Annotated in this window: 18 protein-coding genes; 8 read left to right on the plus strand and 10 right to left on the minus strand. The window is 70.0% G+C overall.

The window, feature by feature from the left end:
- Positions 1 to 98: 98 nt before the first annotated feature.
- Both serB and ctaD read right to left on the minus strand, forming a co-directional pair.
- Positions 99 to 1,307 carry a phosphoserine phosphatase SerB gene (gene serB, locus ACFFC4_RS17460; protein WP_375503191.1) on the minus strand — a complete coding sequence of 403 codons (1,209 nt, stop codon included), beginning with the start codon at positions 1,305 to 1,307 and terminating at the stop codon, positions 99 to 101.
- A gap of 18 nt (positions 1,308 to 1,325) precedes the next feature.
- Positions 1,326 to 3,134 (minus strand): cytochrome c oxidase subunit I, encoded by a 1,809-nt coding sequence (gene ctaD, locus ACFFC4_RS17465; RefSeq protein WP_375503193.1) that lies wholly within the window; start codon positions 3,132 to 3,134, stop codon positions 1,326 to 1,328.
- Between the two features lie 249 nt (positions 3,135 to 3,383).
- On the opposite strand from ctaD, the gene ACFFC4_RS17470 reads away from it, so the two are divergent.
- The 4 genes from ACFFC4_RS17470 to ACFFC4_RS17485 are packed head-to-tail and all read left to right on the plus strand — an operon-like array spanning position 3,384 to position 11,316.
- Positions 3,384 to 6,827 (plus strand): fibronectin type III domain-containing protein, encoded by a 3,444-nt coding sequence (locus tag ACFFC4_RS17470; RefSeq protein WP_375503195.1) that lies wholly within the window; start codon positions 3,384 to 3,386, stop codon positions 6,825 to 6,827.
- 9 nt (positions 6,828 to 6,836) lie between these two features.
- Positions 6,837 to 7,805: an AAA family ATPase gene (locus ACFFC4_RS17475; RefSeq protein ID WP_375503197.1), complete on the plus strand. Its 969-nt coding sequence runs from the start codon at positions 6,837 to 6,839 to the stop codon at positions 7,803 to 7,805.
- Between the two features lie 5 nt (positions 7,806 to 7,810).
- Entirely contained in the window at positions 7,811 to 8,947 is a 1,137-nt protein-coding gene (locus ACFFC4_RS17480) for a DUF58 domain-containing protein (protein WP_375503199.1), read from the plus strand.
- A complete protein-coding gene (locus ACFFC4_RS17485; RefSeq protein WP_375503201.1) occupies positions 8,944 to 11,316 on the plus strand; it encodes a transglutaminase domain-containing protein in 2,373 nt (790 codons plus the stop codon). Before ACFFC4_RS17480 ends, ACFFC4_RS17485 begins: the two co-directional genes overlap by 4 nt.
- 13 nt (positions 11,317 to 11,329) lie before the next feature.
- Here ACFFC4_RS17485 and ACFFC4_RS17490 read toward each other — a convergent pair whose 3' ends face one another.
- Positions 11,330 to 13,651: a serine/threonine-protein kinase gene (locus ACFFC4_RS17490; protein ID WP_375503203.1), complete on the minus strand. Its 2,322-nt coding sequence runs from the start codon at positions 13,649 to 13,651 to the stop codon at positions 11,330 to 11,332.
- An 84-nt stretch (positions 13,652 to 13,735) separates the two neighbouring features.
- On the opposite strand from ACFFC4_RS17490, the gene ACFFC4_RS17495 reads away from it, so the two are divergent.
- A complete protein-coding gene (locus ACFFC4_RS17495) occupies positions 13,736 to 14,107 on the plus strand; it encodes a MauE/DoxX family redox-associated membrane protein (RefSeq protein WP_375503205.1) in 372 nt (123 codons plus the stop codon).
- A 14-nt stretch (positions 14,108 to 14,121) separates the two neighbouring features.
- Here ACFFC4_RS17495 and ACFFC4_RS17500 read toward each other — a convergent pair whose 3' ends face one another.
- Positions 14,122 to 15,561, minus strand: a complete 1,440-nt coding sequence (locus tag ACFFC4_RS17500) for an MFS transporter (RefSeq protein WP_375503207.1) — start codon at positions 15,559 to 15,561, stop codon at positions 14,122 to 14,124.
- Positions 15,562 to 15,766: 205 nt separating this feature from the next.
- On the opposite strand from ACFFC4_RS17500, the gene ACFFC4_RS17505 reads away from it, so the two are divergent.
- Positions 15,767 to 17,818 carry a thiamine pyrophosphate-dependent enzyme gene (locus ACFFC4_RS17505; RefSeq protein ID WP_375503277.1) on the plus strand — a complete coding sequence of 684 codons (2,052 nt, stop codon included), beginning with the start codon at positions 15,767 to 15,769 and terminating at the stop codon, positions 17,816 to 17,818.
- Positions 17,819 to 17,888: 70 nt separating this feature from the next.
- Here ACFFC4_RS17505 and lat read toward each other — a convergent pair whose 3' ends face one another.
- The 5 genes from lat to ACFFC4_RS17530 all read right to left on the minus strand — a co-directional run bounded on the left by lat (position 17,889) and on the right by ACFFC4_RS17530 (position 22,434).
- Entirely contained in the window at positions 17,889 to 19,190 is a 1,302-nt protein-coding gene (lat, locus tag ACFFC4_RS17510; RefSeq protein ID WP_375503279.1) for an L-lysine 6-transaminase, read from the minus strand.
- Between the two features lie 79 nt (positions 19,191 to 19,269).
- Positions 19,270 to 19,728, minus strand: coding sequence for an Lrp/AsnC family transcriptional regulator (locus ACFFC4_RS17515; protein ID WP_375503281.1), 459 nt, complete (start codon positions 19,726 to 19,728; stop codon positions 19,270 to 19,272).
- Between the two features lie 76 nt (positions 19,729 to 19,804).
- Complete coding sequence (locus ACFFC4_RS17520) at positions 19,805 to 20,509, minus strand: SGNH/GDSL hydrolase family protein (protein WP_375503209.1); 705 nt, start codon at positions 20,507 to 20,509, stop codon at positions 19,805 to 19,807.
- The gene (locus tag ACFFC4_RS17525) at positions 20,509 to 21,546 is read right to left on the minus strand and encodes an FHA domain-containing protein (RefSeq protein ID WP_375503211.1); all 1,038 of its coding nucleotides are present in this window, start codon (positions 21,544 to 21,546) and stop codon (positions 20,509 to 20,511) included. The genes ACFFC4_RS17520 and ACFFC4_RS17525 overlap by 1 nt, the downstream gene beginning before the upstream one ends.
- A 30-nt stretch (positions 21,547 to 21,576) precedes the next feature.
- Positions 21,577 to 22,434 carry a PP2C family protein-serine/threonine phosphatase gene (locus ACFFC4_RS17530; RefSeq protein ID WP_375503213.1) on the minus strand — a complete coding sequence of 286 codons (858 nt, stop codon included), beginning with the start codon at positions 22,432 to 22,434 and terminating at the stop codon, positions 21,577 to 21,579.
- A gap of 135 nt (positions 22,435 to 22,569) precedes the next feature.
- On the opposite strand from ACFFC4_RS17530, the gene ACFFC4_RS17535 reads away from it, so the two are divergent.
- Positions 22,570 to 23,832 (plus strand): serine hydrolase domain-containing protein, encoded by a 1,263-nt coding sequence (locus ACFFC4_RS17535; RefSeq protein ID WP_375503215.1) that lies wholly within the window; start codon positions 22,570 to 22,572, stop codon positions 23,830 to 23,832.
- Here ACFFC4_RS17535 and ACFFC4_RS17540 read toward each other — a convergent pair.
- A complete protein-coding gene (locus ACFFC4_RS17540) occupies positions 23,816 to 24,457 on the minus strand; it encodes an NAD(P)-dependent oxidoreductase (RefSeq protein WP_375503217.1) in 642 nt (213 codons plus the stop codon). The two genes, ACFFC4_RS17535 and ACFFC4_RS17540, sit on opposite strands and share 17 nt — an antisense overlap.
- A gap of 71 nt (positions 24,458 to 24,528) precedes the next feature.
- Here ACFFC4_RS17540 and ACFFC4_RS17545 point away from each other — a divergent pair, with 71 nt between their 5' ends.
- Positions 24,529 to 25,266, plus strand: a complete 738-nt coding sequence (locus tag ACFFC4_RS17545; RefSeq protein ID WP_375503219.1) for a class I SAM-dependent methyltransferase — start codon at positions 24,529 to 24,531, stop codon at positions 25,264 to 25,266.
- Positions 25,267 to 25,333 lie beyond the last annotated feature (67 nt).

Consider the following 25,333-nt stretch of genomic DNA (forward strand, 5'->3'; position numbering starts at 1 on the left):
AGGGGCGGGCGGTGAGGTCGGGGCGAAGCAGCGCCTTTCTCGGCCGCGTCGTCGCGGGGCGCGTCGGGAGGTCGGCGGCGTGGGTCAGGCGGCGTGGGTCAGGCGTCGTCGGCGGCGATGGCCTCGGCCACCTCGTCGCCGCTGATGCCGAGCACGAAGAGGATGCTGTCGAGGTAGGGCAGGTTCACCGAGGTGTCGGCCGCCGCGCGCAGAGCCGACTTGGCGTTGAAGGCCACCCCGAGGCCGGCCGCCTCGAGCATATCGATGTCGTTGGCGCCGTCGCCCACGGCGACCGTCTGCGACAGCGGCACCCCGAAGCGCTCGGCGAACCGGCGCAGCGCTGCGGCCTTGCCTGCGCGGTCGAGCAGCTCGCCCACCAGCCGCCCGGTGAGCCGCCCGTCGACGATCTCCAGCACGTTGGCCGCGGCGAAGTCGAGGCCGAGCTCGGCCACGAACCGGTCGGTGACGAAGGTGAATCCGCCGCTCACCACTCCGACGTGGCAGCCCACGCGGCGCAGGGTGCGCACGAAGGTGCGTGCGCCCGGCGTGAGCTCGAGCGAGTCGCGGACCGCGGCGAGGTCGTCGACGGTCAGCCCTTCGAGCAGCGCCACCCGGGCGCGCAACGATTCGGCGAAGTCGAGCTGACCGTTCATGGCACGGGCCGTGATGTCGCCGACCTGGCCGCCGACGCCGGCCCGCTCCGCGAGCACGTCGATGGCCTCGTCACGAATGAGCGTGGAATCGACGTCCAGCACGACCAAACGCTTGGCCCGCCGCCGCAGGCCCGCCTGCTCGACGGCGATGTCGATGCCCGTGTCGTCGGCGGCTCGGACGAGTCCGGCACGTAGTGCGGCCGGGTCGGGGCTGCGCACGATCATCTCGATGCTGAAGACCGGCTCGGTGGCCAGCCGGGTCACCGACTCGATGTTGGCGCCGACGTCGGCCACGCACTGGGCCACGTGGCTGATCGCACCGGGGCGAAGCGGGCGACCCATCATGATCACGTGGCTGCGGCTCCCTCGCTCGACACCCACTGGAGTGCCGGGCGTCGCGCCGTCCGACTCGTTCGCGACGACGACCTCACACTCCATACCGAGCGCGTCAGCGGCATGGGTGACGGAGTGACGCAGCGCGGCCGGGTCCCCGCGCAGGTCGATGAGCACGGCCGTGATCAGGCGGTCCTGGATGACAACCTGTTCGACATCGCGGACATCGACATCATGGGCGGCCAGAGCCGCGAAGAACCACGCTGTGACTCCCGGACGGTCGCGCCCGGAGATCGTGACGAGGATGGAGGTCGGCTCCATTTCCCCGTGCCCCGAGTCCTAGTTGCCTGGGTCGACGTCCCTCTGCCCCTGGCGCTGGCCACCCGTGCCGGAGATCGACGTGGCCAGCGACTTCGCCTCTGGGTTGTGCTTGCGACCGCCGGCGTGCGCCTCGCGCTCTAGACGCTCGAGCAGGTGCGGGTAATGGGCCTCGAAGGCCGGGCGCTCGGAACGGATGCGCGGGATCGAGGTGAAGTTGTGCCGCGGCGGCGGACTCGACGTCGCCCACTCAAGCGAGTTGCCATGACCCCACGGGTCGTCGGCGGTGACGATCTCGCCGTAGCGGTAGCTCTTGTAGACGTTGTAGACAAAGGGCAGCAGGGACGCACCCAGCACGAACGAACCGATGCTCGAGATGGTGTTCAACGTCGTGAAGTGGTCGCTAGGCAGGTAGTCGGCGTAGCGGCGCGGCATGCCCTCGGCGCCGAGCCAGTGCTGCACCAGGAACGTCAGGTGGAACCCGACGAAGGTCAGCCAGAAGTGGAACTTGCCCAATCGCTCGTCCATGTAGCGGCCGGTGAACTTCGGGAACCAGAAGTAGATGCCCGAGTAGACCGCGAACACGATCGTGCCGAAGAGCACATAGTGGAAGTGCGCCACCACGAAGTAGCTGTCGGCGACGTGGAAGTCGATGGGCGGGCTGGCGAGCATGACTCCGGTGAGGCCACCGAACAGGAAGGTGACCAAGAAGCCGACCGCGAAGATCATCGGCGTCTCGAACGTCACCGCCCCACGCCACATCGAGCCGATCCAGTTGAAGAACTTGATGCCGGTGGGCACCGCGATCAGGAACGTCATGACACTGAAAAATGGCAGTAGAACGGCTCCGGTGGTGAACATGTGGTGCGCCCACACCGTCAGCGACAAGGCCGCAATGGACAGCGTGGCCAGCACCATGCCCTTGTAGCCGAACAGCGGTTTACGGCTGAAGACCGGGATGACTTCGGTGACGATGCCGAAGAACGGCAACGCGATGATGTACACCTCGGGGTGGCCGAAGAACCAGAACAAGTGCTGCCAGAGGATGGCGCCGCCGTTGTTGGCCTCGAACACCACCGAGCCCAGATGCCGATCGCTGTAGAGCACGAGCAGCGCGGCCGTGAGGATCGGGAACGCAAGCAGCACCAGCAGCGACGTCACCAGGATGTTCCAGGTGAAGATCGGCATCCGGAACATCGTCATGCCCGGCGCGCGCAGCGTGATGACCGTGGTCACCATGTTGACGGCACCCAGGATGGTGCCGAGGCCCGAGATGGCGAGGCCGAGGATCCACAGATCGGCGCCGGCGCCAGGAGAGTTCACACCGTTGTTCAGGGGCGAGTAGGCGTACCAACCGAAGTCCGCAGCGCCGCCCGGGGTCAGGAAGCCTGAGGTCGCGGTCAGCGCACCGAATAGGTAGAGCCAGTAGGAGAACGCGTTCAGCCGGGGGAACGCGACGTCGGGGGAACCGATCTGCAGTGGCAGGACGAGGTTCGCGAAGGCGAACACGATCGGGGTCGCGAAGAAGAGCAACATGATCGTGCCGTGCATCGTGACGAGCTGGTTGTACTGCTCAGGAGCAAGGAACTGCCGTCCCGGCCGCGCGAGTTCGACGCGCATGAGCAGGGCCATCACGCCACCGATGGCGAAGAAGGTCAACGAGCTGACCAGGTACATGCGTCCGATCACCTTGGGGTCGGTGGTCCGCAGCATCATCGACAGGTAGGAACCCTTGGCTGCCACCCGCTCGGGGTAGGGCCGGGCGATGATCGGCTGCGGGTCGGCTGGTTCCGACCCCGCAGCTGCAGGCGACTCGGCGGTAGTGGACACGCGTTACCCCTTCGGTTCGGGCGACCTGCCAGAGTTCGGCAGGCTCCGACGGGCGCACGCGTCCGTCTATGGAAAGAGTAAACGTCGTCTGCGACGACTGCCGCACCGGGCAGCGATCAATCCACATGTAACGGGCGCGTGAAAATTGCGCATATTCGGTTACGCTCGTCGGGGCTCTGCCGAGCATCGGGTAGCCGACCCCGTGCGGCCGAGGAGCACAGGCAAGACGTGGCAGGAGGTGCGCCAGCGGTGTCCCGCACACGCCGGCGTCCCGGTTTCGGGCAGCGGCCGACGGCCTTTCGCGCGGCTCCTTCCGCCACGCCGGCCGCGCGGCCGTCCCGTCGTCAAGCGTTGGCCCTGCTCGCGGTCCTGGCCCTCGTCGCCGGCACCGTCGTGGCGGTCTCCTACCTCGTCCGACCGGACCGGGCGCGCACCTTCGACCTGTTCCACGGCTCGGTGTTCCTGGCGGACTCAGTGGCTCCGGTAGCCGTGGACCTCGCCAGCGGACGCCCGACGGTGCGGTTGATCGACGCCGACGACCAGGTGGGCGCACGCACCGGCTCCGACCTCGCCGTCACCCCCCTGGACCAGGGAACGCTGCTGCTCAACCGCACCAGTGGTGAGTTCAACCTGGTTGCCGCCACCGGTTTCGTGGTCAAGACCGACGGCGGCGTACCGGTCGCGCAGCGCGCAGGCGCCATCGGCGCGACGGCCATCAGTGCGGGCGACCTCGCCTACATCGAGCAGACCGGCCCCACCGGCACGTCGGTGTACCTCGTCGGGCAGACGACGGTCGAGACGGCCAGCAATGGGGCGGCCCGAGTGCGGCCACGCGCCTTCAGGTCGATGTCTGAGCCCGGCAGCACCGAACCCGGCGCCGCGGCCAGCGCCGCCGGCAGTCTGTGGGTGCTGCTCGGCGCCGGCGATCAGCGCGTCGTCCGTCAGCTCGCTGTCCCGTCCGGCAGCAGCACGGGCGCCACCCTGCGCAGTACGGACCACGGACAGGTCAACGGGCCGGCGGCACTGGCCTCCGCCGAGCTGTCGCCGACCGCAGCGACGGACCCGCCGGCCGCGGGTGGCAGCGGGGACGTCATCGGCGTCGCATCGGCGACCGGCATCCGGGTCTTTCAGGGAACGGCAGAGATCGGCACCGCGCGTTTTCCGGCTATCGCCGGGCTCGACCGCGTCCTGGCCGCGACGAACGGGCAGGGCCGGTTGTCGTATCTCTTCCACGGCAGCGCCGGCTGGAGTGTCGCCTCGGTGGGCGCGGACGGCCGGGGGTTGCGTGGACCCACCCAGCTGACCGGACTGTCGGACGGGGCCGCTCTCGCGACGCCGGCGGCGAGCGCCGGCTCGCTGTACACGATGGACACCACGAACGGTCAGCTCGTCCGCATCGACGCCGACAATCGCGTCCAGGCCATCTCCGGCGCGGCACGCTATCCGCTGGCCGAGCAAGGCGGACGGGTTGTCGAGCCCGGCGGCTTCGCCGATGGTTACGTCATCGCCCGTGGCTCGCGCGTCATCTACAACTCACCGACGCACCTCGACGCGCTCGCCGTCTTCACCGACGGCAGCCACCTCCCGTTGACCATCGAGAAGAGCTCGGCGGTGGCCGTCAGTGCGGCCGGCGGCGCCGATTCATTGACCCGCAGCCGGGTCGATGCCGCTCCGCGCCGCACTCCGACGCCGGTCACGCAGCCGAGGGCCAACAACCCGGTCAACAACAAGATCGACTGCAGGACGGTCAGGCAGAAACCGCACATCCCGACGATCATCGCTGCGGTGCCCGGGTCGCGCTCGGTCGCGCTCACCTGGACCTATCCCCTGCTGAGCCCGCAGGACTGCGCGCCGTCGACGTACGAGGTCGGTGTCCGGGTGCTGAGCGGCGACGCTCCGTCCCCGCCGTCCGCGGTCACCGTGCAGGGTCAGCAGAGCGTGAACCTGGCGGGGCTGTTCCCGTCGACGCAGTACGAGATCACGGTCGGTGCCTACATCAACGGCCAAGGCACCGAGTCGGTGCCACGTCGCGTCACCACCGGACCCGAGGGCCCGGCTGCCCCGAAGGGCGTCCGCGCCGACACCGACTCCAGCGGCAACTGGACCGTCACCTGGTCCTCGTGCGGGTCGGCACGGAGGGGCTGTGTTGCCGCGGCCGCGTGGAAGGTCGTCCCGGAATTCTGCGACGGCCGCGGACTCGCGGGCGCTCCGTCGCCGATCTCGGTCACGGCGGACCCGACCTCGGTCACCCAGCCGCCGGCGCAACTGCGCGGCGGCGACGCCCTGCTTGGACGCGGCCTGCGCTTCCAGGTCGAGGGGACCGGTCCTCAGGGCACCGTCGGCCAACCTTCGGGTTACACCGCGTGCACCTACAGCTGGGCCACACCGTTGACTGCCCAACTGTCGTTGCACGCCAGCACCAAGCCGTTGAACAGCGCGGCCGACACCACCAGCGCCACTGTCACGCTCGACCTCGGCAGCAACGCCAGCCGTGCCACCGGCGGCGTCGGCGCGCAGTTCTCGTACACCCTGCTCAGTGGCGGTTCGCCGGTGCGCACGATCGGTCCGACGCAGGAGACGAGCGTCAGCTTCGACGGGATCCGGCCCAGGCAGCGCTACGAGGCCCAGGCGAGCGTCGCGCCGCCACGGCACGCGGAGGCAGCGGTCACGGTGGGGCCGGTGCCGCTCGAGGCCGCCGTTGCACCCTGGCCCGCGATCTCCGCGCGCGTCACAGCGGTGGACGACACCTCCTCCCCCAGCACCGCCACCTACCAGGTGCAGATCGCCGGCGTCACGAGCGCCGCCGCGCGCGGTGAGACCTTCGCGGTCGACGGGACGCTGCGTTGTGGCAACGCCAGCGACGGCATCGCAAGCAGCAACATCGACCCCGCCGATCCGCTGACCTTCACCACCGATCGGACGCACAACAACTTCGGTACCTGCGCCGTCCAGCTGCGTCTGACGCAGTCGGGCTCGCTGACCGATCCGCCGCTGTTCGGTGACGGGACGAGCTCGGCCGAGGTGACGACACCAACGTTCGACATCGCCGCGCCGAGCCTGCCGGCACTCGGCGACGCCAACTTCGCCGCGCAGTGGACGAGCGCCGGCTCTTCCTCGGCCGTACAGGTGACGTCTGGCAACGTCCTCGTCGGCCAGCTCGGCCATGACTTCGACGTCGTTGTCACCGGTCCCGACGGCACCCGCTGCGGCGGTTACACCGCTGCAGCCACCCTGCAGGACGTCCCGATCGACCAGTCGTGCGTGGACAGGTCCGGAGCCAGTGGTGACGGCTGGACCGTCACCGTCACGCATTTCGACTACGGCGGCACCGACGAGGGCCCCTACGCGGTCAACGGCATCGCGGGTGGCGCCGCACCGACGTACACCGCGCCGGTGTGCGACGTCGGCAACGCCGGCCTGTCGGCGACCTGGTCGGGGTCGAAGACCGCGCCGTCCGTGATCGTGGCGGCCGGCAGTTCCGGCCCGCTCAAGAGCTGCTCGAACTGGACGTACAGCGTGGTGGCGCCGTCCGGCGACTGCGGCAGCGCCTCCGGGGCGCCGGCGCAGACGGTGCCCGTCACCTGCTCGGCCACTCCCACCGAGAACGGCTGGTCGGTAACCATCAGCTACCTCGACAGCGACGGCAGTTCGAAGACCACGTCCGTAACCGTCATTGGCGACCCCCCGAACTAGGAGCAGCCCGTGTCCAGCCCCGCAGACGCGATACCGCGCGTTGCCCACGACGTCGAACGGCTGTGCCAGAACATCGGCATCGCCATCCAGGGCAAGTCCGAGGTCATCCGTCAGGTCGTCACCTGCCTGCTCGCCGAGGGTCACCTGCTGCTCGAGGATGTGCCGGGGACCGGCAAGACGTCACTGGCCCGCGCGCTGGCGTCGTCGATCTCGCTGAGCTGGCACCGCATCCAGTTCACGCCGGACCTGCTGCCCTCCGACGTCACCGGCGTGTCGATCTACAACCAGGCCAGCGGCCGTTTCGAGTTCAAGAGGGGTCCGGTCTTCGCGCACATCGTCCTGGCCGACGAGATCAACCGGGCGTCACCGAAGACCCAGTCCGCGCTGCTGGAGGTGATGGAGGAGGGCACGCTCAGCACCGACGGCGAGGTGTACCGGATGGCCCGGCCGTTCATGGTTGTGGCCACCCAGAACCCGATCGACATGGAGGGCACGTATGTCCTGCCCGAAGCGCAGCTCGACCGCTTCCTGATGAAGGTGACCGTCGGCTACCCGAGCTTCGAGTCCGAGGCGGAGATCCTCCGTACGCAGAAGTCCGGCTCGACCGCGACGACGTTGCAGCCGGTGCTCAGCGCCGCCGACGTCACGGCCATGATCGACATCGTCCGGCGGGTCGAGGTCGCGCCGGCGCTCGAGCAGTACATCGTGGCCGTCACGACGGCCACCCGCTCGATGTCCGAGCTGCGCCTCGGCGTCTCCCCACGCGGGAGCCTTGCCCTGCTACGTGCGGCTCGCGCCTGGGCCGCGGCGTCCGGCCGGCCGTACGTCGTGCCCGAGGACGTCAAGGCAATGGCCCCGGTCGTGCTGGCACATCGCGTCATCCTGCAGCCCGACGCCGAACTGCAGGGCCGTACCGGAACCGAACTCGTCGCGCGGGCGGTGCAGTCGGTGCCGGTGCCGCGCGCGGTCTCGGCTTAGCCGCGATGACTCCTGTCGGGCTGGCGACGCTGCTGGCCGGCATCGGTTCGTTGGTGCTGGGATTGACGTTCGACTGGTTGTCGTTCGATCTCGTCGGCCTCGGCCTGCTGTTGGTCGTCGTCCTCGGCTTCGCGGTGGTCGTCCGCCCGTCAAGCCTTGCGATCCAACGCGAGATCCAGCCGCCGCGGGTACCCAAGGGCTCGCCGGCCATCGCGTTCCTGACCTTTGCCAACCGGGGCAGACGCACCATCCCGGTGACGATCGCGACGCAGGCCTTCGGTACGCAGCGGGTACGCACGGTCATCCCGAAGTTGCGCGGCGGGGAGCGCGGCACGCGGGCGTACCGGTTGCCGACGACCCGGCGCGGGGTCTTCGACATCGAGCCCGTCGAACTGACGCGCCGGGACTCCTTCGAGCTGTTCCGCCGCTCTCGCCGGCAGGCCGAGGTCGCGCGCATCTGGGTGTATCCGCGCGTCGTCGGACTCGGCACCCTGCCCACCGGGCAGACGCGCAACCTCGAGGGCCCGTCGTCCGACACGTCGCCCCAGGGCAACATCACCTTCCACCGGCTGCGTGACTACGTCGAGGGTGACGACCTGCGGCTGGTGCACTGGCGCTCGTCGGCCCGGGCCGGGAAGTTACTGGTCAAGCACAACGTCGACACCTCGCAGCCGTACACGGTCGTGCTCTTCGACCACCGGCCCAGCCTGTACACCGAGGCCGCGTTCGAGCACGCCGTCGACATCGCGGCATCCGTGGTCAGCGCGGCGGCGGCCAACAAGTCCCCGGTCGAACTGCGTACCACCGACGGCACGGTCGTCGGTGGTCCCCGGCTGCGCGACGCGACCTCACTGATCGACCACCTGACCGGCATCGAGGCCGTGGCCGACGGGGACCTGCGCACGGAGCTGACCCGCCTGCGGCGCAATCGAGGCGGCACGTCGTTGATCATGATCACCGGCGAGATCGACCGCGAGGACCTGCCGTACGTAGCCGCGTTGCGCCGACGGTACGACCGGCTCGTCGTGGTCTCGCTGGATCCGCAGCGCACGCCGGTGCCGCGCTTGCCGGGTCTGCGCATCATTGTCGGCGCCGACGCGGACGAGGTCGCGCTGGCCTGGAACCACCCGAACTCGCGATGATCCGCCGCGCCGTCCCGTTCGTCGTCCTGCCGCTAGCCCTCGTCGCCACGGCGCTCGCCTCCTCGCCGTGGCTGCGCGCCTATCCGGCGAGCGTCCTGGCCGTACCGCTGTTCGGTGCGGCAGCGCTGAGCGTGCTCGTGCCGGTCATCACCGTCGGCATCGGCGTGCGCAAGCTCTGGCAGACCGCTGCCGTCGACGTCGTCATCTACATCTTCTTCACCCTGCTCGTCGCGCTGCACGAGCCGTCAGGATTCGGCCACCTCTACGACGGCGTCGTGCACGGCCCGGCCCAGATCCTGAGCTTCGCGTTGCCGTTGATCAGCCCGCGCACCCTGCTCGTCGCCCCGGTGACACTGTGCTGGATCGCCGGGACCGTCGTCGGCGAGTGCGTGGCGCGGGCCTGGCACTCGCTGCTGCCGTACGTCACGCTGCTGGTCGCCTTCGGGCTGGCCTACGCGGCAAGCGTCCGAGGCATCACGAACAGCGACGACGGCCGGCGCTACGACACCCTGCTCGCCGGCGGGCTGCTGCTGACGCTGCTGCTGATGCGTGCCGCCCAGGCGTGGATAGAGCAGGATCTGGACGCCGAGACCGCGCAGCCGGACGGCGTACTGCCGCTGCGCGGACTCGCGATCGGCGGCGTGGTGTCGGTCGTCGTCGCCCTTGTCGCCGGCGCGGCCGTGCAGTCCTCGGCGTTCTCCGGACCGCCGGCGATGCCGGCGCGCACACCGCCGCTCGACCGCGGCACCCCGCTGAGCCCCGTCGAGTTCGTCGCCGGACTACGTCCCGACGATCCGACGCGCGGCGGGCGCACGCTGTTCACGGTCGACCTCAACCGCCGCACGTCGCCGTACGTCGGTATCGCTGACGTCGACTCCTATGACGGCGACGGATGGACCTTCGAGCGCACCTTCCGCCCGTCCGGCGGCGTGCTACCTGCAGAGATCGATCCCGGGTTGCGGCCGCCCGGTCCTGCCGTCACGCAGCAATACCGCGTCTCGGCCGGTGTCCTGACCGACGCACCGTGGATGCCATTCGTCTACCGCCCCGAGAGTGTCACGGGGACCGCGGTCGACATCGATACGGCCAGCGGCATGGTGGTGCCGGCCGGCCGACTGCACGCCGGGACGATGTACACCGTGCGCTCGACCGCAACGACCGGCACGATCTCCACCCTTGCCGCGTCGGCGTCGATCGCGACCTCTACCCCGCCGAACTTCCTCAGCGTGCCCGCAGCGGTCGGTCGCTCGCTGGGCACGGTGGTCACGTCGCTGGCTGACGAGACGCGCACGAGCAGCACCAACCAGCTCGCGTTCCTGCGCGCCCTGACGAACGACCTGCGCACCAACTACACGCTGTCCGGTGGCCCGGCGAAGGCGTCGGCCTCGCCGTCCGCCACGGGGTCGTCATCGGCCTCGGGGACGACCGTGCCCGCCCGCAGCGGGGGGACCGGCTTCGCCAACGTCCTGGCGGCGATCCTCGGCCCGAACCGGGCGGCCTCGCCCGAGCAGTACGCGACGCTGGTGGCCTTGGTGGCACGCCAGATCGGGGTGCCCTCGCGGCTGGTCACCGGATTCCGATTGAGTCGCTCGACCAGTGTCGCGGCCGGCATGCACCGGGTGACGGGTGACCAGGCGTGGACGTGGGTCGAGATCCCTGTGCAGGGTCGCGGATGGGTAGTCCTGGACCCGTCGCCGACGACCTACGGGGCTCAGACGACCCAGCCGAGCGCCAGTGCACGCCCGTCCCCGAGCCCCACGCCGACGCTGACCCCCAACGGTCTTGTCACACAGGCCGATAACGGCAACGCCGTCGCCCCGAAGAGCTCGACCGGTGGACGTCACACCATCTCGTCCACCGCGCTGACAGTCCTGGTCACAGCGCTTGCGGTCGGAATCGGTGTACTCGTCCTGCTGTTGCTCGTCCTGCGCAAACGGTTGCGGATCCGCCGCCGACGACGTAGCGGCGACCCCCGCAAACGCGTCGTCGGAGCGTGGCAGGAGAGCCTGGACATGCTTGTCGAGTACGGCCTGCCCGATCTGTCGACCCTGACCAGCGCCGAGGTCGCAGCGCGCACACACGAGCAGTTCGGCGGTGAGCCGGCGGCCCAGGCGCGCTATCTCGGGGACTCGGCCAACGCCGCGATCTTCAGCCCGACGTCGTGGATCGGGGCCGGCGAGGCCGAAGCCGCCTGGCGCGCCCAGACGGTTCTGCGGCGATCGGTGCGTCGGCGGCTCAGCTGGCGCCAGCGGATGACGGCGCGGTTGCGCTACCACCGTCCGCCGCGCGTGCCGCAGCAGCGTGGGCCGACGTCGTGGACGAGCGGGACCCGACCGGCTGGTGGTCGCCGGCGGCACCGGGCGCACTAAGCAGCTAGGTCCCTCAGCGTGAGCCGAGGATTGCTGCCCGCTGGCGGTAGGCGTCGAGCAGCGCGTGGATGTAGCGCACTTCCCCGGCCGGGCAGTGGGTGGCGGCCAGTTCGACCGGTCCGGAGTGGGTCAGGGCCACGAGCCGCGCGGCGCGGCCGCCCTCGTCGAAGCGTGGTTCGAACCCGAGCACCTCGCCCCACGGGATCGAGGACTTGCGCATACGCATCCGCACCGCCAATCCGGAATCGTCGACGACCAGCGAAGACGTGCCCGCGCGGAGGCTGACCTTATTGCGCAGCGACATCGGGTCGAGGGCGAGGTCTCCGTAGGAGGCCGGGCCGGCCGGTGCCTGGGTGGCCGCGCGGAAGGCCCAGGTGGGGACAGTGCCGGTGCCCCCGACCGTCTCGACCGACGCGTCGTTCGGCACGCCTGCGGGCGGGATCGGGTACTGGGCAGGTTGGCCGTCCGCCGGCGCGCCGCCTGCGGCGAGGGTCGGATCGACCTCGTGCTCGCCGGTGTCGAACGGGTCGGGCTCGGCCACCGCACCTCGCCAGGGGACGAAAGGCAGCGGCGTCTCCGACTCCGCCGGTTCGAGCGGTTCGCTCACGGGTTCGATGGGCTCGGCGGGCTGGAACGGCACGTCGAGCTGCGGCTCGCCAACTGGCCGGTCGATGCGTGTCGCCGGGTCCGGGGGTGGGTGGAACGCCGACGGAGGCGGGCTGGGCGGGGCGAGCGGTGGCGGGGCGGACGGCAGCTCGGCAAGGTCGCCCCAGATGGCAGCGAAGTCCGGCTCCGCCACCGGCACGGGGTCGGGCTCAGGCTCTGGTTCGGGCTCGGCATGCCGTGCCGTCGCGCTCCGCGCGGGCTCGATCCGTTCCGCTTCGACCCGTTCCGCTTCGACCCGTTCCGCTTCGACCCGTTCCGCTTCGACCCGTTCGGCCGCACGACGCTCGGCCTCCACGCGCTCGGCCTCCACGCGCTCGGCCTCCACGCGCTCGGCCTCCACGCGCTCGCGCTCCAGCCGCTCAGCCTCCATACGTTCGCGCTCAGCCTCGAGCCGCGCGGCCGCTACTAGCTCCGCCTCGGTGACCTCGAGTGGTGGAGGCGGCGCCCAGGGTTGCGGCGGCCCCGCCAGCGCCACCTCGTTGGCCGGCTCCTCATCGGCCGGCACCTCGTCCGCGGACGTCGGTGATTGGTCAGGATGCACGTGGACGATCGAGACCTCGGACCACCCGTCCCGGGCGACCGGCGGACGCTCGAACACCAACCGCTCGATGACCTGCCGCTCGACGACCACCCGTTCGTTGGTAGGCCGCGGATCGACCAGGGGCGGGACAGGCTGCGGGCCGGCCAGCGGCCGACCCGTCGGCGGCGGGAGCAGCGGCGCAGCGACAAGCCCAGCGGCGCGACGCCCCACGTCCGGCATCCTGGTGATCGTTGGCAGCCCGGAGGTGCCGCCGCTCGCATCGCGGATGAGGAACTGCGTCCGTGGCCACTGCTGCTCGACCTCGATCGTGGCGAGTTCGGCGGCGAACTCGGCCGCAGTCGGCGGGCGGCTGCTCTTCTCCTTCGACATTGCGTACAGCAGCAGATCCGACAGCGACGTCGGCGCCTGCGTGTTCACCAGCGGCTGCACCGGGTCACGCAGGATGCGCAGGATGACCGCCGCGGGTGACTCTCCCTCGTAGGCCCGGAACGCCGCCCGACCGGCGATCAACTGGTACAGCGTCGACGCGAGCTCATACACGTCGGTCGCGGCGGACGTCTCGCCGCCTTCAAGCAGTTCGGGCGCTGCGTGCAGCGTGGTGAAGTCGAACAGGCCGGCGGTGGTCTGCGTCGACGACTGCAGCATGGCCACGCCGAAGTCGGCCAGGGCGGGCTCGCCGAACTCGGTCAGCAGGATGTTCTGCGGCTTGACGTCGCGATGCAGGATCTCGGCCCGGTGCGCCGTCTCCAACGCACCGGCGATCTTGATGCCGAGCGCTACCACCCCGGCCGCCGGTAGCCCCGCTCCCCCGTGCATCCGGTCGCCGATCGATCCGCGGCACAGTTCCAACACCAGCACGGGCCGACCGTCTGCAGCCCGGAACGAGCGGTAGAGCGTCACGATGTTCGGGTGGGAGCTGACCGCGCCGAGCGCGATCGACTCGCGTTCGAAGGATTCCAGGGCTCGCGGCGAAGCGTCGCGAATGTTGAGCAGTTTCAGCGCGACGAAGCGGTTGGTGCCGGTCTCCCGAGCCCGGTAGACGGTGGCCAGGCTGCCGACGCCGATCTCGGCAACGTCGGTGAACCCCGGGAAGAAATCGTGCTGCGGGGCAGGTTTCGAACGACGCATCAGCGCCACCGAACCTCCCAAACTTCACAAGCGCACCTGGTGCCCGAGGGTAGCAACGGCACCGAAACGTGAGACCCTCCCGTCGTGACCGCTCCGTACCCGCCTGCGCCTGCTCTGGCCACGCTGCTGATCGGCGCAGGCGTCACGCATTTCGCGGTACCGGCCTTCTACGACGCGATGATCCCCGAGTTCCTGCCGGGCTCGCCGCGCGTGTGGACGCGGGGCAGCGGTGTCCTCGAACTCGCTGTGGGCACAGCGGTGCTGGTGCCGCGGACCCGCCGTGCCGGAGCGCTGGCCGCGGCCGCGCTGTTCGCCGCCGTGCTACCCGGCAACGTCAAGATGGCCATCGACGCCCGACGCAGCGACTCCGTCGCCTACCGCGCCGGCACGATCCTGCGGCTGCCGGCGCAGGCTCCGCTGATCGGCTGGGCGCTGCGTGTACGCAGCCGCGCCTGACGACTTCGTAGTCGTCAGTCCGCGAGGACGGGCACCCGCTCCTCGGCCATGAGTCGGGCCGTGCGTTGTGCGGTCGCGTCGGCGCGCCGGCCTGTCGACAGCAGGCCGAAAGCCAGGACAGCGAGGCCCAGCACCGCGATCACCCACCACGCGGCCCTGCTGGCCGCGACGAAACCGGTCGGCAGCGGGCCGTTGAGCTGACTGGCCAGCACCGTCCCGATGATGGCGACCCCCAGCGTCGCGCCGACCTGGCGGCTCGTGGAGGCCACGGCGGCCGCCGTCCCGGCCTGCTCGCGGGGCATGCCCGACACGGCGGTGTTCGTGATCGGCGCGTTGACCAACCCGAAGCCGGCCCCGAAGACGAGGTAGCTGACGGTCAACCACCAGTACGACTCGCTTGCCGACAGCGGAACGAGGGTCACCGCGCCGACGCACAGCAGCAAGCCGGCCAACAGCATCGGGATGCGGGCACCACGACTTGCCACGATGCGACCCGAGATCGGCGGCAGCACGGCCGTCATGGCAGCGATCGGCAGCGTGCACACCCCGGCGACGAGCGGCCGCAGCCCGCGCACCTCCTGCAGGTACAGCGTGTTCAGGAACAGGAAGCCCGAGTAGGCGGCGAAGGAGCAGACGGCGATCACAGTGGCTCCCGCGAACGGGACGCTGCGAAAGAATCGCAGGTCCAGCAGCGGCTCGGCCCGCTGTGGCTCGTAGGCCAGCAGTGCCACGAGCGCGACGACAGCGATGCCGCCGGCAACGAGGGTGTCCGGGGACGTCCAACCCCATCGGGGCGACTCGATGATGGCGAACGTCGACCCGGCCAACAAGGCGATGATCAACAGCTGGCCGACCGGGTCGGGCCGGCGGGGATGCGCGGCCCGGGACTCCGGCACGTACAGCGCGGTGAGGACGAGCGCCGCAAGCCCGATCGGGATGTTGACCCAGAAGATTGCCCGCCAGTTGATGGCGTCGATGAGGCTGCCGCCGACCACCGGGCCCAGTCCGATCGACAACCCGACCACGCTGCCCCAGACCCCGATGGCCCGTGCGCGTTCCTTCGGTTCGGTGAAGACGTTGGTGACGATCGACAACGCGACGGGGTTCAACATCGAGCCGCCGACCGCCTGCACGACTCGAAAGGCGATCAACCAACCCAAAGTCGGGGCGAGGCTGCACAGCAGCGAACCGAGGGCGAAGACGCCGAGACCGATCTGGAACAACCGGCGGCGTCCGAGCCGGTCAGCGGTCGAGCCCGCGAACATCAACAGACTGGCCAGGACGACGGTGTACGCATCGATCGTCCACTGCAGACCGCTGAGCGAGGCGCCCAGATCCTGATGGATCGACGTCAGCGCGATGTTCACGATCGAGTTGTCCATGCCGACGATCAGCAGGCTGAGACAGCAGATTCCGAGGATGAGGAATCGGCGGCGTCGACTCAGTTCGGGCACGGCATTCACAATACTTAGCCCGGCTAACTAACACGCTTGTACTCGGTCACCTCGACGGTACGAGAGGATCGCAGGCGTGACTCTCCCGGCTTCTGCTGCACCGCACGACACCCTTGACGAGCACGTCCGAGAGCAGTTGGCGACGGTTGCGGACGGGCCCGCGTCACCTGACGCGGACCCTGCTCTGCTGACCCTCTTCGACGCGATGGCGGGCAGCCGGTTGCTCGACATCCATGCCCGTCGGATGCGCGAGACCGGTCGCGGCCACTACACGATCGGCTCGGCCGGTCACGAGTCGAATGCCTACGTGGCCGAGGCGCTGCGGCCCACCGACCCCGCGTTGCTGCACTACCGCTCGGGCGGGTTCTTCCTCGCCCGTGCCCTGCAGGCCGGACGCTCGATCGACGACGCGCTGCGCGCGGTGTTGCTCAGCATGCTCGCCGGCACGGCCGACGCCGCCTCGGGCGGCCGGCACAAGGTGTGGGGTGACGCCGCGCTGGCCGTCATCCCCCAGACGTCGACGATCGCCTCGCACCTGCCACGAGCGCTCGGCGTCGCGATGTCGACGAGCCGGGCCAAGCGCCTGAGAGTGCCGGTGCGGTGGCCGGCCGACGCGGTCACCGTGTGCTCGTTCGGCGACGCCAGCCTCAACCACTCGACGGCCGCCGGCGCTCTCAACGCGGCCGGCTACACCGCCGAGCAGGGCCTGCCCCTTCCGTTGCTGTTCGTCTGCGAGGACAACGGCATCGGCATCTCGGTGCCCACCCCCTCCGGCTGGGTTGCGCAGGCCGCGCGACGCCCCGGCATCACTTACTTGGCCGCAGACGGCGACGACCCGGACGCTGTGCGCGCCGCGGCCCGGGAAGCCGTAGATATCGCCCGTCTACGTCGTCGACCCGCCCTGCTCCATCTCCGTACTGTGCGGTATCTAAGCCACGCGGGCACTGACGTCGAGACCGCATACCGGGCGGCCACCGACCTTTCGGCCGATCGGGCGCGAGACCCGCTGCTCGCGCTCGCCCGCCACATCGGCGGTGCCGTGCCGGCCGAGCGTTACGCCTTCGTCGGCGAACGCATCAAGGCCATTGCCGACAAACTCGCCGGTACCCCGACCCTGACGAGTGCGGCGCAGGTGATGGCGCCGCTGGCGCCCCGCCGACGTCGCGAGATCACCCAGGCTGCCGGTCAGCGCGGCGATGAAGCCCGGCGCAGCGAGGTGTTCGGCGGCAAGCTGCCCGAGCAGGCCGGCCCCATGACGCTCGCGCAGAACATCAACGCCGCGCTGACCGACGCGCTGGCCGCCCGCCCCGAGACGCTCGTGTTCGGCGAGGACGTCGGCCGCAAGGGCGGCGTCTACGGGCTCACTCGCGGGCTCGCGAACACCTTTGGCGCCGCGCGGGTCTTCGACACCCTGCTCGACGAGCAGTCGATCCTCGGCTACAGCCTGGGTCTCGGCGTCAGCGGCATGCTGCCCGTCCCCGAGATCCAGTACCTGGCCTACCTGCACAACGCCGAGGACCAGCTGCGCGGCGAGGCGGCCAGCCTGCGCTTCTTCTCCGACGGCGCGTTCCGCAACCCGATGGTCGTGCGCATTGCGGGGTTGGCCTACCAGAAGGGCTTCGGCGGGCACTTCCACAACGACAACGCGGTCGGCGTGCTGCGCGACATCCCCGGCCTCGTTGTCGCGGTGCCGTCCCGGCCGGAGGACGCTGCCCCGATGCTGCGCACCTGTCTGGCCGCGGCCGCCGTCGACGGGCAGGTCAGCGTCTACCTCGAGCCGATCGCGCTGTACCACGAACGCGACCTGTACGAGCCCGGCGACCGCGGCTGGCTCGGCGACTACTCGACCGACTCGCACGTGCCGATCGGGGACGCGCGTGTGCACGGCGCCGGCACCGAGCTGACAATCATTACCTTCGGCAACGGGTTGCGAATGAGCCTGCGGGTGGCCCGTCGACTCCAGGCCGAAGGGGTCGGCGTCCGGGTCGTCGACCTGCGCTGGATCTCCCCGCTACCCGTCGAAGACATCCTGCTCAACGCGGCCGCAACCCGCCGGGTGCTGGTCGTCGACGAGACACGGCACGCAGGCGGCGTCGGCGAAGGGGTGCTGACCGCCCTCGTCGAGCGGCGCTTCCCCGGACGCATGGCCCGGGTCGCCAGCCGCGACAGCTATGTACCGCTCGGCGACGCCGCCAACCTCGTCCTGCTCGGCGAGGATGAGATCGAAACAGCGGCGCGGGAGCTGCTGGTGCGCTGACCGGCGGGTGTCGACACGGCGCGCGGACGTCCCCACCGGGATCGCCCGCGCGACGTGCCTTGCTGCGGACTTACCGCCCGAGCTCGGACAGGACCCGGCCCAGAGCGGCGATGCCCGCGGCGACCTCGTAGAGCGAGATCGTCAATGCGGGGCGTACCCGCAAACTCGACGTGCCACACCCGAGCACCAGCACGCGTTCCTGCTCGCGCAGCCGGGTGACGACCTCGTCGCGCAGCTCGGCGCTCGGGAGCGTGAAGGCGCAGAGCAGTCCACGACCCCGGACATCGGTCATGACCGGGTGCTCGGTGGCCAGTGCGCTCAGCTCGCGCAGTAGGTGCGCCCCGAGGAAGGCGGCGCGGTCGATGAGTTGGTCGGACTCGATGACCTCGAGGATGCGTCTGGCCCGCACCATGTCGGTGAGGTTGCCGCCCCAGGTCGAGTTGATGCGGGACGACACCGCGAAAACGTTGTCCGGCACCTCGTCGACCCGACCGCCGGCCATGATTCCGCAGACCTGGGCCTTCTTGCCGAAGGCGACAACGTCGGGCGTGACACCGAGCTGCTGGTAGGCCCAGGCGGTGCCGGTCATGCCGACGCCGGTCTGCACCTCGTCCAGGACGAACAAGGCGTCGAACTCGCGGCACAGGGCCTGCATCTCGTGCAGGAAGCGGGGCCGGAAATGGTTGTCGCCGCCCTCGCCCTGGATCGGCTCGGCGATGAAGCAGGCGACATCATGCGGGTGCAGTTCGAACGCGCGACGCGCAGCGGCCAGCGCCTCGTCCTCAGCCGCCTGGACGTCGGCGTGCCCGTTGATGGACGGCGACGGGATGCGCGGCCAGTCGAACTTCGGGAACCGGGCCACCTTGTTCGGGTCGGTGTTCGTCAGGCTCATTGTGTAGCCGCTGCGGCCGTGGAAGGCGTTCTCGAGGTGCAGCACCTTGGTGCCGAGCGCAGGGTCGAGGCCGTGCGCCTCGTTCCAGCGTGACTTCCAGTCGAAGGCGACCTTCAGCGCGTTCTCCACAGCCAGCGCACCGCCGTCGACGAAGAACAGGTGCGGTAGGTCCGGGTCGCCGAGCACGCGCGCGAACGTGTCGACGAAGCGCGCCATCGGCACCGTGTAGATGTCGGAGTTGCTGGGCTTGTTCATCGCGACCCGGGCGAGCTCGGCACCGAAGTCCGGGTCGTCGACGAGCGCAGGATGGTTCATCCCGAGGGCGGACGACGCGAAGAAGGTGAACAGGTCGAGGTAGCGCGTGTCGTCCCGAGCATCGACGAGCGTGGACCCCTGCGAGGCGTCCAGATCGAGCACGAGGTCGAAACCGTCGGCGAGCATGTGTCGCGCGATGGTCCGGTGGACCTCGGCCGGGGTCACGGTGGCGGCTGACTGCAACGTGGTCATATGCGCAGCCTAGCGAAGGATTTCCTGCTGAAAAGCTATCTCACGGTGAAACTTACGGTCCGGCTTCAAGCGGACCGGCGCGATGCTCGAAGAACGTCTGCAGCACGACAGTCGTTCGAGTCGATACATTTGCCCGCCGGCGGATCACCCGGATCAGTTGCTCCAGCGCCGTGGGTGTCGCCACCCGCACGAACAGCACGTAGGCGTCATCCCCGGCCACCGAGTGGCAGGCCTCGATGGCGTTCAGCCCGGCCAGCCTCTCGGGGGCGTCGTCGGGTTGTCCCGGGTCGAGCGGCGTGATCGCGATCAAGGCGGCCAGCGGCAGGCCGATGGCCTCCGGGTCGAGCAGCGCGGTGTAGCCGCGAATGACCCCATCGGATTCGAGCCGGCGCACGCGGGCCTGGACAGCCGAAACCGACAAGCCGGTCAGTTCGGCCAGCGAACGCAGGGTGCTGCGGCCGTCTGCCGACAGCGCGTGGGCAAGCCGGCGGTCGATCGAGTCGTTGAGCACGCGGCGGGTGGTCACCGAGTCCGCGGCATCGGCCAAACCACCACTCACATTGGACACCGTAATCCTTTCGTCCCGGTCAGACCTCTCGAGCCGCCGCCCGCAACACACCCGCGAGCACGTCGGCGATGGCGGCGTATCCCGCCTCATTCGGATGGAAGTGATCGGCGGCCAGCTTGCCACGCCAGGACGACGTGCGCGGATCACGCAGCTCACCGACGACGAGTCCGCGTTGACGAGCAACCTCGAGCAGCGTGTCATTCGCGCGTCGGGCGACCGCCGACGGATTCGGCATGGTGGTGACGACAGACCCGCGCGGCAGCGCCTGCAGGATCTCGGCGTACCGCGTTGGCAACAGCTTGCGCTGGTTCGGTCGCATCAGGTCGTTCGAGCCCACCATCAGCGTCACCAGGGCGACGGGCGGCTCGGCCGGCAGCTCGGCGAGCACTGGCAGCTGTCGCTCCAGGACGTCGGCGGTCGTGGCCCCGCTGATCCCCAGATTCAGCACCGCGAGGTCGAAGCCGTCTCCGGAAAGGCGATCGCGGGCCAGGCCCACCCAGCCGCGATCGTGGCTCGGGGCTCCGATGCCCTGCGTCAGCGAATCGCCCAGGGCCACCCACAGCGGACGCTCACCGGCCAGCGCCGCCAGGTTGTCGCGTCGCCAGGCCTCGGCGAACGGGACGACGTCGTCCTGCACGCGGGTGATCCCGGGTAGCACCCGGCCGGCTAGCGAGATGAACGCACCACGCGGGCGACCACTCAGGTTCGAGTAGTCGAACGCCATCAGACCGGCACCTCGAAGCGCACGAGGGCCTCGTCAGCGAGGTTGAGCACCGTCCCGGGCACCAGTACGAACGGCTCGTGCGCCCGTAACCGCACGTCCTGCTGGCCCGGCATGGTGACCACGGTGCCGTTGGTCGACCCGAGATCGGTCACCTGCACGAGCCACCCGTCGATAGCCACTCGGACGTGGGTGCGCGAGAGGTCGTTCTCCGGGCTCGGAAGGGTGACGATCCGGGGGCCTGCGTCCACGCTGTACGGCGCCCGCCCGAGCAGCACGTCACGGTCCACCGGCACCGTCTCGCCGGAGGCGAGCACCAGCACACCCAAGGTCGGACGCGGGGCGGGGAACGGCTCCTGCGCCGGCACCGGCGAACCGCACACCCGGCAGGCGCCGACCACGAACGGCGCGTTCAGGTGACCGCTCGCGCACATGACGGCCTGCACCATCGGGCTCTGGCCGGCGGCCGGCGGTTGCGCGGGCAGGTAGGTCGGGGGCCCGGCTGGCGGTGGTGCTGCTGGTGGGGGTGCTGGCGGCGGTTGGGGTGCGACGGCCGGGAACGGGCCGGTGGTCGCGTCCGGGTCGACGGGTCGGGCGCCGACAGCCGGGACGATGAGTGCGGCGGCGAGCACGGTCCCCGCCTCGATGGGCAGCGTCGGCCACGACGGCACGGGCTGGACCGGGTCGACGAGGGACAGGCGCAGCTCCGGCGAGTTGTCCAGGCGCTGGTCGAGCCAACTGGGCGAGCCCGCGGCGGTGACTGTCGCCGCGACACCACCGGCGAACTCGGCCTGCCCGCGGCCGCCGACGATCAGGCGCAACCCGTCGTCCTCGGTTGCGGCGAGCGCGAAGCTCGGAGCCGGCGACGCGCCGACTGCCAGCGCAGCGAGCGCGCCGTCGCTGCCGCGCTCGAGCAGCGCCGCGCGGCACGCGGTGACCACCGGGTCGGTGGGGTCGGCGTCGACGAGCAGTACCGCCCCGTAGAGAACCACCGCGGTGCTCGGCCCGGGAACGTAGGTGATCACGTGCGGGAAGGGCATGCGGCCAGCCCGCCTACTGCGGAGCCGGCGTCACGAGGAGGGCGGCGAGCTCGCGCCGGCGACACCCTGCTCAGCGACACCGGGCCCAGCCAATCCTTGCTCGTCGACACCGTGCTCGTCGACACCATGCTCGTCGACACCATGCTCGTCGACCAGCACCGGATCGTCGTTGGTCAAGTCGACGACGATGACGGTGACGTTGTCGCGCCCGCCGCCGTCGAGGGCCTGTTGCAGCAGGGATTCGGCAGCGGTTTCCGCGTCGGCGTGCTCGCGCGCCGTGGCCGCGATCGCGTCGTCGGTGACCTCACCACTGAGCCCGTCCGAGCAGAGCACGAACCGCTCGAGCTCGCTGGGCACGAAGACCCAGATGTCGGGCTGCGGCGCCGGGTCGGTGCCCAGGCACCGCGTGATGATGTTGCGGCGCGGGTAGTTCACCGCGGCCTCGGCCGTGATCTGGCCGGAGTCCTGCAGCTCCTGCACCTCGGAGTGATCGACCGAGACCTGCGCGAAGTCACCTTCGACCAGCCGGTACGTCCGCGAGTCGCCGACGTTGAAGACCGCCGCATGCTCGACGCCGTCGAGCGAGACAGCCGCAACGCCCGTGATGGTCGTGCCCATCCCTGCGTTGTCCGGGTGCTCGCGGACCGCGGCGAGGATCAACCGGTTGGTGTCTGCGATGGCGTCGATGATGTGGTCGGGGTGCAGGTCGGCGATCTCGCCGAGCTCGCGCAACCGGTCGACGGCGATCTTGCTCGCCACCTCGCCGGCAGCGTGCCCGCCCAACCCGTCGGCTACCGCGGCCAACCGCTCGGTGACCACCATGTTGTCCTCATTGGACTTGCGCACGCGCCCGGGATGGGTCAGCGCAGTGGACGTAATGCTGATCATTCGCCCTCCGCCCCTGTTGTCCCCGCGACGCCGCTCGCCGCTGGTCCTGATGGTCGTACCGACGGTAGCCAAACCACCGCGGTCAACGCCATCACCCGCGCCGAGAATGTCGCCCGACACGGGCATGCTGAACACATGACAACGCCAACACCGGCTCTCACCGTTGAGACCGACCCGGCCGAACTCGGCTTCGACCCCGACCGCCTCGACCGCATCGACCGACGTATCGGCCGCTATGTCGAGGACGGGCAGCTCGCCGGCTGGTCGTTTCTGCTGACCCGCCGTGGGCAGATCGCGCACCTGAGCACCCAGGGCCGACGCGATGCCGAGGCCGACCTGCCTATGGACCTCGACACCGTTTTCCGCATCTACTCGATGAGCAAACCGATAACCTCACTCGCGGCGATGATGCTGTACGAACAGGGCGCCTTCGAACTCACCGATCCGGTGTCGGACTACCTGCCGGCGTTCGCCGAGTCCCGGGTGTTCACCGGCGGCTCCGACCTCAAACCGGTCACCGTGCCGATGGTCGAGCCGATGCGGGTGTGGCACCTGCTGACGCACACCGCGGGCCTCACCTACGGCTTTCACCACGCGCACCCCGTCGACGCGATCTACCGCGCCCGCGGTTACGAGTTGGGCGCGCCGCCGGACGTCGATCTCGCAGGCGCTACCAACGCGTTCGCGGCCATGCCGTTGCTGCTGTTCCAGCCCGGTAGCGAGTGGAATTACTCGGTCGCGACGGATGTGCTCGGACGCCTCGTCGAGGTACTCAGTGGTATGCCGCTCGACGAGGCCTTGCGGACGATGATCTTCGAGCCCCTCGGTATGACCGACACCGAATTCGGGTTGCCGGACCACAAGCTCGACCGGCTGGCCGCCCTGTACGTACCCGCACCCGGCGGGGGAATCGCCCGCGCCGACGCCGCGGGCAAGGGCGTCACGTCACCGACCTGGTTCTCCGGAGGCGGTGGTTTGTGCTCGACGCTCGGCGACTACCACCGCTTCACCCAGCTGCTGCGCAACAACGGGCGGCTGGGCGACGTCCGGCTCGTCGGTGACCGCACGCTGCGGTTCATGGCCAGCAACCACCTGCCCGGTGGCGCGGACCTCGAATCGTTCGGTCGACCGCTGTTCGCCGAGACGCCGTTCACCGGCACCGGTTTCGGCCTCGGCTTCTCGGTGACGCTCGACCCGCTGGCCGGGCACTCGATGAGCTCGGCCGGCGAGTACGGCTGGGGCGGCGCGGCGAGCACCGCGTTCTGGATCGATCCGGTCGAGGACATCACCGCCGTGTTCATGACGCAGCTGTTGCCGTCGTCGACCTATCCGATCCGTTCGCAGTTGCGCCAGCTCGTCTACTCGGCGCTGGTCGATCCGGCTACTGACCGACGGTGAATCGCTGACGCGGGTGGTTGCCCTGCTCGATCTCGTCGACGTAGGCGGTGGCGAAGTCCTCGCCCGAGATCTTCGAGCTGCCGTCGTCAGCGCTGATCAGCTCATCGGCGCCCGACCGGTAGCTACCCGTGGGCGGCAACTGGGTCCACGCGCCGAACATCGCCGCCGGGCTGACGTAGAACCATTTCAGCGGCTCGGGCGCCGCGCGCAGGGCTTCGAGAACCTCACCGTGCGACGAGGCCTCCGACTTCCACTCGTCCTTGAAATCCGGGCCGTCGATCAGCCGGGTGCCATCGGGCAGCAGCGACGACCCGGCCCCACCGACGAAGGACAACCGTGCGCCGCCGGCGTTGGCGGCCTCGATGAGGCTCGGCACGTACTCGACGAGCTTCTTGCCGTCGACGTCGGCGCCGTGGGTGGCGATCACCAGGTCGTCGGCATCTTTCGCCGCGGCGGCGACGGTCTGCTGATCGGCGAGCGATCCGACGCGGTAGGTGACGCCGTCGATCGGCGTCTCGGGCTCGTGGCGCGAGTAGGACGTCACCTGGTGGCCGCGGGCGACAGCCTCGCGAGCGATGCGGCTGCCGGCGAACCCGGTGCCGCCGAAAATGCTGATTGTCGACATGCCGTGCGAACGAGCCGTCCCGGACAGCTATTCCCTCGACGTGGCGCGAGCCGTGGGGGACGCTGCTGCCAATGACGAGCAGCGAGATGTGGGACGAGTCGATCGCCGCGGCCTACGACCGCGACCACGCCTCGATGTTCAGCGCCGACACGCTCGACCCCGTGGTCGATGTCCTGGTCCGCCTTGCCGGCGAGGGCCCGGCCCTGGAGTTTGCGGTCGGCACGGGACGCGTCGCCCTGCCGCTGGTGCGCCGCGGAGTTCCGGTGACGGGTATCGAGCTGTCCGAGTCGATGGTCGCGCAGCTGCGGACCAAAGCTGACGAGCCCCAACTGCCGGTCGTGGTTGGTGACATGGCGAGCGTGCAGGTGCCCGGCACCTACTCGCTCGTCTACCTCGTGTTCAACACCATCTCGAACCTGCGCACACAGGCCGAGCAGGTGGCGTGCTTCCGCAACGCCGCGCGCCACCTACGCCCGGGCGGTCGGTTCGTCGTCGAGCTCTGGGTACCACCGGTACGCCGACTTCCGCCGGGCCAGCACGCGGCGCCGATGCACGTCTCGGACGGCCATCTCGTCGTGGACACCTACGACCTGGTCAGCCAGCGATGCACGTCGCACCACTACCGGCGCCGCGATGACGGGACGGTCGACTACGGGCAGGGCAACTTCCGCTACATCTGGCCGTCCGAGTGCGACCTCATGGCCGAGCTCGCCGGCTTGGAGTCGGAGTCGCGGCACGCCGACTGGCAGGGCCATCCGTTCACGTCGGACAGCGAGAACCACGTGTCAGTGTGGCGCAAGCCCGGCTGAACGCCGAGCCGCGCCCGAAGCCGGCGGACCAGTGCAAGCAGGCCGTCCGCTCAGCTGGCCGCCGACC

It is taken from the genome of uncultured Jatrophihabitans sp. (assembly GCF_964244045.1).
Classification (GTDB): Bacteria; Actinomycetota; Actinomycetes; order Mycobacteriales; family Jatrophihabitantaceae; genus Jatrophihabitans.

Coding starts and splice junctions, on each gene's coding strand:
- ACFFC4_RS17490 (WP_375503203.1), bottom strand. CDS start 13,651: ATGCGTCGTTCGAAACCTGCCCCGCAGCACGATTTCTTCCCGGGGTTC.
- ACFFC4_RS17485 (WP_375503201.1), top strand. CDS start 8,944: ATGATCCGCCGCGCCGTCCCGTTCGTCGTCCTGCCGCTAGCCCTCGTC.
- ACFFC4_RS17525 (WP_375503211.1), bottom strand. CDS start 21,546: ATGCCCTTCCCGCACGTGATCACCTACGTTCCCGGGCCGAGCACCGCG.
- ACFFC4_RS17540 (WP_375503217.1), bottom strand. CDS start 24,457: ATGTCGACAATCAGCATTTTCGGCGGCACCGGGTTCGCCGGCAGCCGC.
- ACFFC4_RS17505 (WP_375503277.1), top strand. CDS start 15,767: ATGGCGGGCAGCCGGTTGCTCGACATCCATGCCCGTCGGATGCGCGAG.
- ACFFC4_RS17535 (WP_375503215.1), top strand. CDS start 22,570: ATGACAACGCCAACACCGGCTCTCACCGTTGAGACCGACCCGGCCGAA.
- ACFFC4_RS17520 (WP_375503209.1), bottom strand. CDS start 20,509: ATGGCGTTCGACTACTCGAACCTGAGTGGTCGCCCGCGTGGTGCGTTC.
- ACFFC4_RS17545 (WP_375503219.1), top strand. CDS start 24,529: ATGACGAGCAGCGAGATGTGGGACGAGTCGATCGCCGCGGCCTACGAC.
- ACFFC4_RS17530 (WP_375503213.1), bottom strand. CDS start 22,434: ATGATCAGCATTACGTCCACTGCGCTGACCCATCCCGGGCGCGTGCGC.
- ACFFC4_RS17480 (WP_375503199.1), top strand. CDS start 7,811: ATGACTCCTGTCGGGCTGGCGACGCTGCTGGCCGGCATCGGTTCGTTG.
- serB (WP_375503191.1), bottom strand. CDS start 1,307: ATGGAGCCGACCTCCATCCTCGTCACGATCTCCGGGCGCGACCGTCCG.